Raw genomic sequence first — 14,273 nt, 5'->3', positions numbered from 1 at the left:
CATGCAACAAGAGAAGGTCACTTTCTGCCGTATCTGTGAACCGTTCTGCGGAATGATCGCCACCGTCGAGAACGATCGCCTGATCGGGCTCCGACCGGACAAAGACCATCCGCTGTCGCGGGGATTCGCGTGCCCGAAGGGCATGGCCTACCCCGCGGTCCAAAACGATCCTGACCGCGTGCTGCACCCGCTGCGCAAACGTCCCGACGGTACGTTCGAGCAGGTGTCCTGGCACGAAGCGACCAGTGAGATCGCGCGCCGGGTCAGGCACATCCGGTCTCGGTACGGCGCTCGGTCCGGGGCTTTCTACCTGGGCAATCCCGCGGCGTTGAACTACTCGAACGCGTTGTGGTCATTGCTGTTCATGCGAGCCCTGGGGATCACGCATTTCTTCTCCGCGGGCTCGCAGGACACCAACAGCCGGTTCGTCGCGAACCACCTGCTGTACGGCCAGATCATGCAAATCCCGCTCCCGGACATCCATCACACCGAGTTCCTCGTCCTCATGGGCGCGAACCCCGTCGTGTCCCACATGAGCTTGTGCAGCGTAGGCCGGGTCGCCGAAGAACTGCACGCCATCGAGAATCGCGGTGGCCGCGTTGTCGTCATCGACCCGCGCCGGACCGAGACCGCCCGCGAACATCAGTGGCTGCCCATCCTCCCCGACTCCGATGCCTGGTTGCTGCTGTCGATCATCAATGTCCTGTTCGCCGAGAACCTGGTCGACCGCGCGCGAGTCGCCAAGATCGCCTCCGGTGTCGAGTCTTTGCGCAGACTCGCCACGCCATTTCCACCAGAGGCGACTGCGGAGCGGACCCGCATTCCCGCCGAAACGGTCCGCGGCCTCGCACGCGACCTGACCCAGAAACGGTCGGCGGTCTATGGGCGAACCGGTACTTGCCTGGGTTCAGCGCCGACGCTGGTCAATTTCCTCATGGACGCCGTCAACATTCTTGCCGGCAACATCGACCAGCGTGGCGGCGTCGTGTTCGGAGAACCGGTATTGCCGCTGGTCCAGCTGGATGCGTACACCGACGCATTCTCTTCCTACGTTCCCGCAAAGACGAGGATCGGGGCCATGCCGACGGTCATGGGCCAAGAGCCCGCCGCGTTCATGGCTGCCGAGATGACCACCCCCGGCCCCGATCAGATCCGGATGCTGTTCGTCTCGGCCGGCAACCCCGTGCTGTCCACACCCAACGGCCCCGAACTGGAGAACGCGCTCGCCGGGCTCGATCTGATGGTGTCGATCGATCTCTACGTCACCGAAACCAACCAGCACGCCGACTTCATCCTGCCCGCGACGGCCATGTACGAACGCGAAGACCTTCCGGTCGCCAACGGGACCTTCTATCTCCAGCCGTTCGTCCAAGCAACGCCCGCCGTCGTGCCGCCGCGCGGACAGGCCCGCCTGGAAGCGGAGATCCTGCAAGAGATTGCCGAAAAGGCGGGCGTTTGGCCAATGCCGAATCCGCTGGTCCGGCTCGCCGCCGGGGTGGCGAACCTCGTGCACCTGCCGGTGACGCCACGGCGGGTCCTCGACACGCTCATCCGGCTAGGCCGTGGCGGAGATCGGTTCGGGCTCCGCCGAAACGGACTGACACTGGACCGGCTCATCGCCAACCACCCGCACGGCGTCATGTTCGCCGACGCGGTCGAGGTCGGCCGGATACGCCGCGTGATCCGTCATCGCGACAAGCGGATTCACCTCCACCACCCCGAGATTCGCAGCGAAGTGCAACGTCTCGGACAACGCCGCGAGGACCCTGACTTTTCACTGCGCCTCATCGGGCAGCGGGAGCCACGGTCGGAGAACTCGTGGATGCACAACGTTGCGGCATTACGCGCCGCCCGCGCACCGCACGCCGCTCGAATGCATCCCGAAGACGTCGACGACCTTGGCCTCACCCACCTGGGCCCGGTCCGTCTCGTTTCGGCCAGCGGCCACATCGAACTGCCCGTCATCGCAACCGCGGACATCAGCCGCGGAGTCGTCGCCGTGCCGCACGGCTGGGGCCACGGGGGCGGCAGCTGGAAGCGAGCAAACCGCGAACCCGGCGCGAACGTCAACGCCCTGGCGTCGACAAACCCCGCAGACCTCGATCCACTGTCGGGAATGTCGCACCTTTCCGGAATCCGCGTGCGCGCCGAGCGCATCGACAGTGTCGCCCCGACGGGAGAATGAGCATGCCCTTCGTTATCGCGGCCCCGTGCGTTGCCGACTACTCGTGCCTGGAAGTGTGCCCCGCCGACTGCATACGGCCCCGGCCCGACGACCCCGAGTTCGACACCACCGAACAGCTCTACATCGATGCCACCTCATGTATCGACTGCGAGGCCTGCGTACCGGCGTGCCCGGTCCAAGCCGTCTACGCCACGTCCCGGCTGCCGGCGAAATGGGCTCACTACGCGAGCATCAACGCCGAATTCTTCGAGGGCACACAGTGACCCGGCCGCTGCGGGTCGCGGTCATCGGTGCCGGGCCGTCCGGGATGTACGCCGCCGGGCATTTGCTCGAAGGACCCGGCGGCACCTACCTCGACGGTCGACTGGTCCAGCTGGTCAACCGGCGCATCGAGGTCGACGTCATCGACCGGCTCGCAACCCAATGGGGACTGGTCCGGAACGGCGTCGCACCGGATCACCCCGACAAGAAGCTCGCCCACACCGTGTTCGAACACATCGCCGCCCGCGATGGTTTCCGGTTCTTCGGCAACATCGAGATCGGCACCCATGTCACCGTCGCCGAACTCGCGCAGTGGTACGACGCAGTCATCTACGCCTATGGTGCCGATCGCGATGCCGCGCTGCGGATTCCCGGGGAAAGCACTCCCGGCTCAGTCGCTGCTCGCGAATTCATCGCCTGGTTCAACGGCCATCCCGGCTACGCCCATCTCGAGCCGGATCTCAGCCACGAACGCGCAGTGATCATCGGAAACGGCAATGTCGCGCTCGACGTCGCACGCATCCTGACCGCACCGACCGACGTCCTCGCCCGCACCGACATCGCCGACCACGCGCTGCAAACGCTGCGCCACAGCAGGATTCGTGAGGTCGTCCTGCTTGGCCGGCGCGGCTATGAACAAGCGGCATTCAACAACCCGGAACTCGAAGAACTCGGCCATTTGCGCGGGGTAGACATTGTCGTGCAGGGCGCCGAGTTTCAGGCGACCCACCAACCCGACCCGACGACCAGGCGCAAGGTGAAAACCCTGCGCACCTATGCGCAGACACGTGTGAACGGCCATGACAAGCGGATCATTCTGCGATTTCTCACCTCCCCGGTGAACGTTCTCGGCACGGATCGCGCCACCGGACTCACCGTCGAGCACAACGAAATCGTCGAGGGCTCGGTTAACCCGACAGGGACCTATTCGGTCATCGAAACCGGGTTGATAGTGCGCGCCGTCGGATACTTCGGCTCGCCGATCGAAGGTCTGCCCTTCGACGAGCGCCGCGGTGTCATTGCCAACACGCACGGCCGAGTCGAGCACCTGCGGGGCGCGTATGTCACCGGATGGATGAAACGCGGTCCCCGCGGAATCATCGGCACCAACAAAAAATGCGCTCGCGACACCGTGCGCGCACTGCTCGCCGATGCTGATCTGAACCTTCTGCCGACCGAAGGAACCCTCGCCCGCGAAACCGTCGAACAGGAGCTACGGCACCGGCAGCCAAACCTTGTCGACCAGCCGGGCTGGCGCCGCATCGACGCTGTCGAGCGCATCGCGGGCTGGAGCACAGGCCGGCCGCGAGTCAAGCTCACCAACCTCGACCGACTACTCACCGCTGCAGCGCCCGTGGCCGAGCATGCATCACCAGTCAACCGACCGGCAACACTTTAACAATATCTGTTACATTATTGAAGTAACACTTCGGTGCATCTGTTGCATCGCCACCGGTGTGGGCTTACGGTGAAATGCGTGATCGAGGTTTCCGCCGCAACGCCGAAAGAATCAGACACCGTCGAATCGCGCATCCTCGACGCAGCTCTCGTGCAGTTCGAGAAGGTCGGATTACGAAAAACGACGATTGAGGACATTGCCCGCCAGGCCGGCGTCGACCGGGTGACGGTCTATCGTCGCGTCGGCTCACGCGACGATGTCGTGCAGGCTGTGGTGACCCGGGAAGTGGCCGCCACGCTCGCCGAGATCGAGAAGCTCCCGGAACTGCACGACAACATCGACGACCTCGTGGTCGATGTATTCGTCACCATTATCACCAAGTGGCGTACGCACCCGCTGGTGCAGCGGATGCTGCTGTTAGAGCCTGACCGGATCCTGTCCAAGCTGACCAACGACGGGGAGCTCACGTTCACCATGAGCGTCGCCGCCACCATCAAGGCCCTCACGCGAGCCGTCGAAGCAGGGATGCTGCCCGATATTCCGGACCTGGCTGTTCGCGCTGAAATCGTGTGCCGAATCGTGCATTCGATGATCCTGGCTCCCTACGGCACCGAGCGCGACGCCTCGGAGCTGGAGCTGGCCGCGTTCGCGCGGCAGTACCTTGTCCCGATCATCAGCGGCTGAGCCTAGGGTGGATCTTGATCCAATGAGCGCCCTGCTCATCCGGGCATCCCCGCCCCATCTCGGGCCATCGACCATGTCATACCCCGATGGCACCATTACCACCCGTGACGACTATCGACCGACATACCCCGCCCCCGGTCGCCGACGAACGCGCGACATTCGAAGGCTGGCTCGACTTCTACCGTGCCACTCTGGCGATGAAATGCGCTGGTCTGACCGAGGAACAGGTGCGGACACCCTCGACCCCGCCGTCGACGATGACTCTGCTGGGCTTGGTGCAACACATGGCAGAAGTCGAGCGAAACTGGTTTCGGCGGGTGCTGGCCGGCGAGAACGCGCCCCCGATCTACGGAACCGGCGACGGCGGCCATGACGGCGGCTTCGAACTGACCGACGACGGGACATTCGACTCGGCCCGCGCAAACTGGGAAGCCGAAATACGACAAGCCCGCACGAACTGCGCCGCCCGGGACCTAGAGCAGACAAGCCCCTTCCGTGGCGGCGAAGTCAGCTTACGGTGGATCTACACCCACATGATCGCCGAATACGCCCGGCACTGTGGTCACGCCGACCTCATCCGCGAACGAATCGACGGGGCGACGGGAGTGTGAAACGCGAACGGGCGGTTATCGGGCGAAACGTCGAGTAGTTCCGCCGATAACCGCCCGTTCGAGCCGTCTAAATCAGTGCCGCTCCGGCCCCAGGTAGTACTCGAAGACCAGCCCACCGACCGCCAGCAGTACGAACGCGACGCCGAGCGCGATCATCCACGGCTCCCAGAAGGCAATCGCCGTGGCGATGAACGCAGCCGCGGCGGCCAGGGTGATAGGCCAGTAGCTACCGGGGCTGAAGAAACCGAGGTCGCCGGCGCCGTCGATGATTTCGGCGTCCTCGTAGTCCTCCGGGCGCAGGTCAACGCGTCGAGCGACAAACCGGAAGTAGGTGCCGATGATCAGCGCCAGACCACCACTGAGGACCAGCGCGGTCGTGCCCGCCCATTCGACGTGGGTCCGCGAAAGCCCGGTAAAGACCCCGTACACGATGGCGACGAGGAAGAAGAAACCCACCAGCAGTTCGAAGATTCTCGCTTCGATCTTCATGTCAGTTCGCGTCCTTAGGCAGAAATTCTTGCGGGCTGAGTCGGCCAGCTACCTGGTCGTGTCTTCACTGGCTTGACGGTAGGTGCGGTCCGGGTTGAACGGGTGCGTCGTGGTCGCCACCGGGCTGCACAGATCACCGCAGCTCGGATCTTCCTTGCCCAGTTGGGTGAGCGCCGACGCGTTATCCAAGCCCTTGCCGCCCATGTCCGTCGGCTTGCGCAGCTCGATGTAGCGGGCGAAGCGCTGCGGGTTCAGCGCGCGGACCTCGAAGTTCATCATCGAGTGGTACGTGCCGCACATTTCGGCGCAGCGCCCGACAAAGGCACCTTCACGGTCGATGTTGCTGATCTGGAAGATGTTCTCCTGGTGGTTCGCTTCGGGATCCGGCATCACGTCGCGCTTGAATAGGAACTCCGGCACCCAGAAGGAGTGGACGACGTCGGCCGAGGCCAGCTCGATCTGCACGCGCTTACCGGTCGGCACCACGAGGATGGGGATCTCGGTGCTGGTTCCGACTGTCTCGACGCGGTCGTAATGCAGGTACCCGAGGTCTTCGACGTCCTTGCCCTGGATCGGGCCCGGCCGCGGCTCGCCCTCGTCATTCTTGTGCTCGACCGACTCTCGCGTCTGCTGCTTCAGTTGGTCCTCGCGCTGGTGGTTGGCAAGATCGACCTTGTCCGGTCCGGTGCCGACGGTGCGGTAGCCGAACTTCCAGTTCCACTGGAACGCCGTGACATCGACCGTAACGTCGGGGTTCGGCTTGTTCTCGGTGACGTAGTTCTGCACCACGACCGTGAAGTAGAAGAGAATGGCAATGATGACGAACGGCGCTGCAGTGTAAGCCAATTCGAGCGGCACGTTGTACCCGAACTGCTTCGGGAACTCGTCGTCACCCTTCTTCTTGCGGTGGAAGGTCACTGTCCAGAAGGTCAAGCCCCAGACGATCACACCCATGACCAGCGCGGCGATGCATGACCACGTCCACAGCTCGCGCATCCGGTGCGCCTGCTCGGTAACACCCGTCGGCCAGCCGAAACGCAGCACATCGTTGTTGATCGAGCACCCAGAAAGCATCAACGCCGCGATACTGAGAGATGCCGCCAGCCCAACCCGCCGAAGAATCCGGCCGCGTGGTTTGGACGCTGAGCGGGCTGTACTTGTACGCGCCACGTTAACGCCTTCCTGATCGCCGCAAGTTCCACACAAGGCCATGCCGACAACATGGGCTGGCCCGAATACTACGCAGCGTAGACCAAACTCGTGGCCGGTTTGGCGTCGGGTCTGGGCCGACACTCCGGTCGCTGTGCGGCATACTCGGCTGGAGGTCTAGGTCGCCCGCACCAGCGGCGATTCAGTGGGCAATGCAGGCAATGTGAAACGAGGTTGGTCACCCAGTGTGTGGACTGCTCGGCTATCTGGCGGCAGACGGGACCAGTGCGACGGCAGTCGACCTGGTCGACTCTGCCATGCACTGCCTGCGCCATCGCGGCCCGGACGAGCATGGCACCTGGCATGACGCGGACGTCGTTTTCGGGTTCAACCGCCTGTCCATCATCGACATCGCGCACTCGCACCAGCCATTGCGCTGGGGTCCGCCCGAACAGCCCGATCGGTATGCGCTGACGTTCAACGGCGAGATCTACAACTATCTCGAGTTACGAGCAGAACTGCAGGCGGACGGTGCCGTTTTTCACACCGAGGGCGACGGCGAGCCGATCGTGGCCGCTTTTCACCATTGGGGTCCAGAAGCCGTCCAGCGCCTGCGCGGCATGTTCGCGTTCGCGATCTGGGACACCGTCGAGCGCACGATGTTCATCGCGCGCGACCCGTTCGGCATCAAGCCACTGTATTTGGCCACCGGCCCGGACGGTACCGCCTTTGGCAGCGAGAAGAAGAGCCTGCTCGAACTGCTGCCGCTGCTGGGATTGAGCGAGGACCTCGATCCGCGGGCCATCGAGCACTACACCGTTCTGCAGTACGTTCCCGAGCCCGAAACGCTGCACCGCGACATTCGCCGCCTCGAGTCTGGCTGCTACGCGACGGTGAAACCGGGAGAATCCCCGCAGGTTCAGCGCTACTTCCGCCCGCAATTCAAGGTCCGGCCGTTCCAGCGCGGCACCGAGAAGCAGCGCTACGACGAGATCGCGGCCGCACTCGAGGACTCCGTCGCCAAGCACATGCGCGCCGATGTCACGGTCGGCTCGTTCCTGTCCGGCGGCATCGACTCGACCGCGATCGCCGCGCTAGCCATGCGGCACAACCCGAAACTGATCACCTTCACCACCGGATTCGAGCGCGAGGGTTACTCGGAGGTCGACGTGGCCGCCGAGTCGGCGGCCGCGATCGGCGCGCGGCACATCATCAAGGTGGTCAGCCCCGCTGAATTCGCCGAATCCATCCCGGAAATCGTCTGGTACCTCGATGACCCGGTCGCCGATCCGGCACTGGTCCCGCTGTATTTCGTGGCCAAAGAAGCGCGCAAGCACGTCAAGGTCGTGCTTTCCGGCGAAGGCGCCGACGAGCTGTTCGGCGGCTACACCATCTACCGGGAGCCGCTCTCGCTCAAGCCGTTCGAGCGACTGTCCCCCGGCCTGCGCCGCGCTGCCGGCCGCTTGTCGGAGCGGATTCCCGAAGGCCGACGCGGCAAGAGCCTGCTCCAGCGCGGTTCGCTCACGCTGGAAGAGCGCTACTACGGCAACGCCCGTAGCTTCAACGACGCGCAGTTGCGCGCGGTGCTGCGCGACTTTCGGCCGGAATGGACGCACCAGGACGTCACTGCGCCAATTTATGCCGAGTCGAAGGGCTGGGACCCGGTGGCGCGGATGCAGCACCTGGACCTGTTCACCTGGCTACGCGGCGACATCCTGGTCAAGGCCGACAAGATGACCATGGCCAACTCGCTGGAGCTGCGCGTGCCGTTCCTGGACCCCGAGGTGTTCCGGGTGGCCGAGCAGATCCCGTTCGACCAGAAGATCACCAAGGGCACCTCCAAATACGCGCTGCGCCAGGCGCTGGAGGGCATAGTGCCGCCGCACGTGCTGCACCGCGCGAAGCTGGGCTTCCCCGTGCCGTTGCGGCACTGGCTGCGCGGGACGGAACTGTACGACTGGGCGCAAGAACAGATCGCCAACTCCCAGACCGACCACATCTTCGACAAGGCGGCGATCAAAACCATGCTCGACGAGCATCGTGCCGGCACCAGCGATCACAGCCGTCGGCTGTGGACCGTGCTGGTGTTCATGGTTTGGCACGGGATCTTCGTCGAAAAGCGGATCGTGCCGAAGATCGCCGAGCCGACCTACCCGGTGGAGCTTTAAGGAAGGATCGCGCCGATCTCGTCGGCGGCTTGCTGTCCGTAGGCGTCGGCAAGGCGCGCCACGCCGTCGGTACGGTCCAACGTCCAGCCCTGCGGCGCGTCGTTCTCCAGCACCAACACGGCCACCAGGCAGCCCAGTTGGGCGCTGCGTTCCAGGCTTAGCCCGGCATTGCGGCCGGTAAGGAAGCCGGCGCGGAAGCCGTCGCCGACGCCAGTCGGATCGGTGCGGTGGCGCTCGGGTACGACGTCGACATGCACGGTGGCACCGTCGGATTCGACGATGTCGACACCCTTGGGGCCGAGCGTCGTCACCCGCATGCCCACCCGCGCCCGAATGTCGTCCTCGGTCAGGCCGGTCTTCTGCAACAGCAGCGCCCATTCGTATTCGTTGGTGAACAGCAGCGCCGCACCCTCGATCAGCTTGGCCGCGTCACCGCCGTCCATCCGCGCGAGTTGCTGGGAGGGATCGGCAATGAACGGAATGCCACGCGAGCGACACTCCTCGGTGTGGCGCAGCATCGCGTCGGGGTCGTTCGCGCCGATCACCACGGACCCGAAGTCGTGGCCGGCGTCGAGCAGGTCGGAGATCGAAATTTCGCGCGCCTCGCTCATCGCACCGGGGTAAAAGGAGGCGATCTGGGCCATGTCGTCGTCTGTGGTGCACAGGAATCGCGCGGTGTGCGCACGATCGGAAGTCCGGACCGCGCCACAGTCCACGCCCGCCTTCTCCAGCCAGGAGCGGTATTCGGCAAAGTCTTCACCGACCGCGCCGATCAGCAGTGGCGAACCGCCGAGCAGACCGAGCGCGTAGGCGATGTTGCCGCCGACACCGCCGTGCCGAACCACCAGGTCATCCACCAGGAAACTCAACGACACGTGCTCGAGCTTGTCGGCAAGCAGCAGCTGTGAGAACTTGCCGGGGAACCGCATCAGATGATCGGTGGCGATGGATCCGGAAACGGCGATCGTCCCGAAAGCGGGAGTGGTCACTGGCACGCGACCTTTCGACTAGACAACATCGTGCGGCACCTCACGCTACCGCCCTCGCGCCCGCCAATGAAGTAAGGCCCCGGCGCTTGCTCGGGGCCCTCACTTCACGTTGTCGAATTCAGTTGAAGCTGTCGCCGCAGGCGCAGGAGCCGGTGGCGTTCGGGTTGTCGATCGTGAAGCCCTGCTTCTCGATCGTGTCGACGAAGTCGATCGATGCACCCTGCACGTACGGGGCGCTCATCCGGTCCACCGCGAGGGTGACGCCACCGAACTCCGCCGTCAGGTCGCCGTCAAGCGTGCGGTCGTCGAAAAACAGCTGGTAGCGCAGGCCCGCGCAGCCACCCGGCTGTACGGCGATACGCAGGGCAAGATCGTCGCGACCTTCCTGGTCGAGCAACGCCTTCGCCTTCGCCGCCGCGGCATCGGTGAGCGTGACACCGTGGGTAGCGGTTTCCTGGACGTTCTCTACAGTCATGGGTTCTCCCCAGTCGAGCGGCAAGTCTGTCGTTTCAACGGTACCTCCAGCTCAACTATTCCCACCAATGCGCAATCCAATAGCCTTGAGGTGTGAAGTTGCTACGCCGAGGGAACGCGGCCAATTCGAACGAGCCGGAAACAACGGCGGTCCAAGCCACCGACGCGCCGAAGCAGGTCGGCACCGAGGGCAAGGGCCGGCCGACCCCGAAGCGTCGTGACGCCGAGGGCCGCAAGCGCGGCCCGGTGGCACCAGCCCCGATGACGGCGAAGGAAGCGCGTGCGCGTCGCAAGCAGTCGCAGGGCACCAAAGCGGAGCGCAAGGCGGCACGCGAACTACGGCGCGCGTCCGCCTCGGACGCCCGCGCTCGAATGATGGCCGGTGAAGAAGGCTATTTGCTGGCCCGCGACAAGGGGCCGGTGCGCGGCTACGTGCGCGACATCATCGACGCCCGGCGCAACCTCGTCGGCTTGTTCATGCCCCTCGCGTTGCTGCTGATCCTCGCCATGTTCGTGAGCCCGGCGCTGCAGGCGATCGTCACGTTGGCAATGCTCGTGATGATGCTCTTCATGATTATTGAAGGCATCTACCTGAGCCGCATGATCAGCAAGCGCGTCAACGAGCGCTTCCCGAACAACACCGAGAGCACCGTCAAGCTCGGCTGGTATGCGTTCGTGCGCGCCTCCCAACTGCGCAGGATGCGCGCGCCCAAGCCGCGGGTCAGTCCCGGCGACACCATCTGAACAGGCGCTTCGTGCGCACTCTCGTCCTCGGCGGCGCCCGGTCGGGCAAGTCCGCGCACGCCGAGTCCCTCCTCGGTGCGGTGCCCGTCCGCTACGTCGCCACCGCACGCCCCGATCCGGCCGACACCGACTTTGCCGATCGGATCTGCGCTCACCGTGCGCGCCGGCCAGCCAACTGGGTGACGCTCGACGACGTCGATCCGGTGGCGGTGCTCGCCGAACCGGGGCCGGCGATCCTGCTCGATGACGTCGGAACGTGGCTGACCGGACAGTTGGACGCCGCCGACGCCTGGACCCGGCCGCGCGGCACCGTACAGACCCACAAGTTGTGTGACGCTGTGGCCGCCTGCCCGTCCCGGCTGGTGGTGGTCAGTCCCGAGGTCGGCCTCGGCGTCGTTCCGGCCAGCGCGTCGGGCAGACTCTTTCGCGACGAACTCGGCACCCTCAACCAGCAGCTCGCCCGGGTCTGCGACGAGGTGCTGTTCGTGGTCGCCGGACTGGCGAGCCGACTGAAGTGAAAGGCATGAGGTGACGCTTCCCGACCCGACGTTCCCCCCGGTCACCCCACCGGATGCCGGTACCCGCGCGGCGGCCGAGGCCCGGCAGGCGCAGCTGACCAAGCCGCTCGGGTCGCTCGGCCGGCTCGAGGAGCTCGGCATCTGGATCTCGGCCTGTCAGGGAGCGTGTCCGCCGCAGCCGCTTGCCCGGCCCCGGGTCGTCGTGTTCGCCGGTGACCACGGCATCGCCCAGAAGGGCGTGTCGGCCTATCCGTGCGAAGTCACCGCGCAGATGGTGGGCAACTTCTTGGCCGGCGGTGCCGCCGTCAACGCGTTGGCCAAGGTCGCCGGCGCCACCGTGCGCGTGGCCGATCTCGCCGTGGATGCCGACACCGATCCCAGCGTGAGCAAGCTGAAGGTGCGCCGCTCTTCGGAGCCGATCGACCGGGCCGACGCGTTGACCGACGCCGAAGTTCGGGTGGCCATCGCCGCTGGCCGCGCGCTCGCCGACGACGAGATCGATTCCGGCGCGGATCTTTTGATTGCCGGAGACATGGGCATCGGCAACACCACACCGGCCGCGGTGCTGGTCGCCGCGCTGACCGACACCGAACCCGTCGCGGTCGTGGGCCGCGGCACCGGCGTCGACGACGCGGGTTGGTCCCGGAAGACCGCGGCGATTCGCGACGCGCTGCGGCGCGCACGACCAGTCGTCAACGACCCGGTCGCCCTCCTGCGGGCGGCGTCCGGCGCGGACCTGGCCGCGATGGCCGGCTTCCTGGCGCAAGCCGCCGTGCGGCGGACCCCGGTGGTGCTCGACGGAGTGGTGGTGACCGCCGCGGCGCTGGTCGCCGAGCAGTTGGCCCCTGGCGCCAGTGCCTGGTGGGTGGCCGGTCACCGGTCCACCGAACCTGCGCACACCATTGCCCTGAACCGGCTGAACCTGACGCCGCTACTCGAGTTGGACCTGCGGCTCGGCGAGGGATCCGGTGCGCTGACCGCGCTGCCGCTGCTCCACGCGGCGATCGCGGTACTGGCCGACATGGCAACCTTCGCCGACGCGGGTGTTTCGACGGCCCAGCCGTGATCCTGCGCGGGTTACTCGTCGCGTTCTCCTGGCTGACGGTCGCGCCGCTGCGCATGACAACGGTCGAGCAGCGCGACGGCGCCCGTGCCATGGGGTGGGTCCCGGTCGTCGGGGCCGGGTTGGGCGCCCTTGCGGCCGCCCTGATGTGGGCACTGCACGCGGGCGGATTGTCCGGCGCGCTCGCGGGCCTGCTGACGGTCGGCGTCCTAGCGGTGTCCACCCGCGGCATGCATCTCGACGGCCTGGCCGACACTGCGGACGGGCTGGGCTGTTACGGCCCGCCGGAGCGAGCCCGTGCGGTGATGCTGACCGGAGACATTGGCCCCTTTGGCGCCGCAGCATTGGTGTTTGCCATTGGTATCCAAGCACTTTCGTTCGCCCAGCTGGGCCGCGACGGCTCCTGGGCGCTCATCGCAGTGGCGGTCGCGACCGGCCGGGTCGCCGCGACGCTCGCCTGCCGCCGCGGCAGCACCGCCGCTCCCGACGCCCACTTCGGCGCGTTGGTCGCCGGTACGCAACCGGTGTGGCTGGGCGGGTGTTGGGCAGTGATCGCTGCCTTGGTCGCCGGTGTCCTGGCGCGGCCGTGGTGGCAGGGCGTCGTGGTCGTCGTTGCGGCACTCGTGGCGGCGGAATTGTTGGTGCGCCACTGCAATCGCCGCTTCGGCGGAATAAGCGGTGACGTGCTCGGCGCCGCAATCGAATTCACGGTCACTGCGACCGCGGTGGGGTTCACCTTCGGCTGTGCGTGAAATTCCACCGCGGGCGGTGGAATTTCACGCACGGCAGGAGCGGCTACGCTCGGCACATGCCGGATGACCGCCTCTACTTCCGCCAATTGCTCTCCGGTCGCGACTTCGCGCCGGGGGATCCGATCGCGACCCAGATGCGCAATTTCGCGTACCTGATCGGCGACCGAGAGAGTCGTGATTGCGTCGTCGTCGACCCTGCCTATGCCGCGGGTGATCTGGTCGACACGCTCGAAGCGGACGGCATGCAGCTGTCGGGCGTCCTCGTCACCCACCACCACCCCGACCACGTCGGCGGCGAAATGCTCGGCTTCTCGCTACCGGGCCTGACCGAGCTGCTTGACCGACAGCAGGTTCCCGTGCACGTCAACAACCAAGAACTGCAATGGGTTTCCCGGGTCACCGGCATTCCGGAAAGCGATCTCACCGGACACGACCACGGCGATGTCGTCAACGTCGGAAACATCCCGATCGAACTGCTGCACACGCCCGGCCACACCCCCGGCAGCCAGTGCTTTCTACTCGACGGTCGACTCGTCGCCGGCGACACGCTGTTCCTGGAGGGGTGCGGGCGCACCGACTTTCCGGGCGGCGATTCCGACGAGATGTATCGCAGTCTGCAGCAGTTGGCGAAACTGAACGGCGACCCGACCGTATTCCCCGGGCACTGGTACTCCGCCGATCCGAGTGCCGCGCTGTCGGAGGTCAAGCGGTCGAACTATGTGTTCCGCGCGTCGAACCTCGAGCAGTGGCGGATGTTGTTCGGGAACTGAGCTGGTTGCTCATGCAC

15 protein-coding genes are annotated in these 14,273 nt (G+C 65.7%); 11 read left to right on the top strand and 4 right to left on the bottom strand.

Features of this window, described 5'->3' with window-relative positions:
* Position 1 precedes the first annotated feature (1 nt).
* The 5 genes from FOS14_RS05430 (at position 2) to FOS14_RS05410 (ending at position 5,140) form a co-directional block, all read left to right on the top strand.
* Positions 2-2,185, top strand: a complete 2,184-nt coding sequence (locus FOS14_RS05430; protein WP_143769248.1) for a molybdopterin-dependent oxidoreductase — start codon at positions 2-4, stop codon at positions 2,183-2,185.
* A gap of 2 nt (positions 2,186-2,187) precedes the next feature.
* Positions 2,188-2,448 (top strand): ferredoxin family protein, encoded by a 261-nt coding sequence (locus FOS14_RS05425; protein ID WP_143769247.1) that lies wholly within the window; start codon positions 2,188-2,190, stop codon positions 2,446-2,448.
* Positions 2,445-3,845, top strand: coding sequence for an FAD-dependent oxidoreductase (locus FOS14_RS05420; protein WP_143769246.1), 1,401 nt, complete (start codon positions 2,445-2,447; stop codon positions 3,843-3,845). Before FOS14_RS05425 ends, FOS14_RS05420 begins: the two co-directional genes overlap by 4 nt.
* 78 nt (positions 3,846-3,923) lie before the next feature.
* A complete protein-coding gene (locus FOS14_RS05415) occupies positions 3,924-4,529 on the top strand; it encodes a TetR/AcrR family transcriptional regulator (RefSeq protein WP_255450084.1) in 606 nt (201 codons plus the stop codon).
* 104 nt (positions 4,530-4,633) lie between these two features.
* Positions 4,634-5,140 carry a DinB family protein gene (locus FOS14_RS05410; protein ID WP_255450082.1) on the top strand — a complete coding sequence of 169 codons (507 nt, stop codon included), beginning with the start codon at positions 4,634-4,636 and terminating at the stop codon, positions 5,138-5,140.
* A 72-nt stretch (positions 5,141-5,212) separates the two neighbouring features.
* Here FOS14_RS05410 and FOS14_RS05405 read toward each other — a convergent pair whose 3' ends face one another.
* Positions 5,213-5,629 (bottom strand): cytochrome c oxidase subunit 4, encoded by a 417-nt coding sequence (locus tag FOS14_RS05405; protein WP_143769244.1) that lies wholly within the window; start codon positions 5,627-5,629, stop codon positions 5,213-5,215.
* A gap of 48 nt (positions 5,630-5,677) precedes the next feature.
* A complete protein-coding gene (locus tag FOS14_RS05400) occupies positions 5,678-6,703 on the bottom strand; it encodes a cytochrome c oxidase subunit II (protein ID WP_255450081.1) in 1,026 nt (341 codons plus the stop codon).
* A gap of 320 nt (positions 6,704-7,023) precedes the next feature.
* Between FOS14_RS05400 and asnB the strand changes: the two genes are divergently transcribed.
* Positions 7,024-8,946 (top strand): asparagine synthase (glutamine-hydrolyzing), encoded by a 1,923-nt coding sequence (asnB, locus tag FOS14_RS05395; protein WP_143769242.1) that lies wholly within the window; start codon positions 7,024-7,026, stop codon positions 8,944-8,946.
* Here the strand turns inward: asnB and FOS14_RS05390 are convergent.
* Positions 8,943-9,875: a carbohydrate kinase family protein gene (locus FOS14_RS05390; RefSeq protein ID WP_143769345.1), complete on the bottom strand. Its 933-nt coding sequence runs from the start codon at positions 9,873-9,875 to the stop codon at positions 8,943-8,945. The genes asnB and FOS14_RS05390 overlap by 4 nt on opposite strands.
* A gap of 178 nt (positions 9,876-10,053) precedes the next feature.
* The gene (locus FOS14_RS05385; RefSeq protein WP_143769241.1) at positions 10,054-10,410 is read right to left on the bottom strand and encodes an iron-sulfur cluster assembly accessory protein; all 357 of its coding nucleotides are present in this window, start codon (positions 10,408-10,410) and stop codon (positions 10,054-10,056) included.
* Positions 10,411-10,502: 92 nt separating this feature from the next.
* Between FOS14_RS05385 and FOS14_RS05380 the strand changes: the two genes are divergently transcribed.
* From FOS14_RS05380 to FOS14_RS05360, 5 genes are read left to right on the top strand one after another with little or no spacing between them, the layout of a single operon-like run.
* The gene (locus tag FOS14_RS05380) at positions 10,503-11,153 is read left to right on the top strand and encodes a DUF3043 domain-containing protein (protein ID WP_143769240.1); all 651 of its coding nucleotides are present in this window, start codon (positions 10,503-10,505) and stop codon (positions 11,151-11,153) included.
* 11 nt (positions 11,154-11,164) lie between these two features.
* Positions 11,165-11,671, top strand: coding sequence for a bifunctional adenosylcobinamide kinase/adenosylcobinamide-phosphate guanylyltransferase (locus tag FOS14_RS05375; protein ID WP_143769239.1), 507 nt, complete (start codon positions 11,165-11,167; stop codon positions 11,669-11,671).
* A 10-nt stretch (positions 11,672-11,681) separates the two neighbouring features.
* A complete protein-coding gene (cobT, locus tag FOS14_RS05370) occupies positions 11,682-12,737 on the top strand; it encodes a nicotinate-nucleotide--dimethylbenzimidazole phosphoribosyltransferase (protein ID WP_143769238.1) in 1,056 nt (351 codons plus the stop codon).
* A gap of 2 nt (positions 12,738-12,739) precedes the next feature.
* A complete protein-coding gene (locus FOS14_RS05365; protein WP_143769344.1) occupies positions 12,740-13,486 on the top strand; it encodes an adenosylcobinamide-GDP ribazoletransferase in 747 nt (248 codons plus the stop codon).
* Positions 13,487-13,542: 56 nt separating this feature from the next.
* Entirely contained in the window at positions 13,543-14,256 is a 714-nt protein-coding gene (locus FOS14_RS05360) for an MBL fold metallo-hydrolase (protein WP_143769237.1), read from the top strand.
* The last annotated feature ends 17 nt before the right edge of the window (positions 14,257-14,273 follow it).

This window comes from Skermania sp. ID1734 (assembly GCF_007489285.1).
Classification (GTDB): domain Bacteria; phylum Actinomycetota; class Actinomycetes; order Mycobacteriales; family Mycobacteriaceae; genus ID1734.
This window is presented reverse-complemented; position numbering and strand designations above follow the sequence as displayed.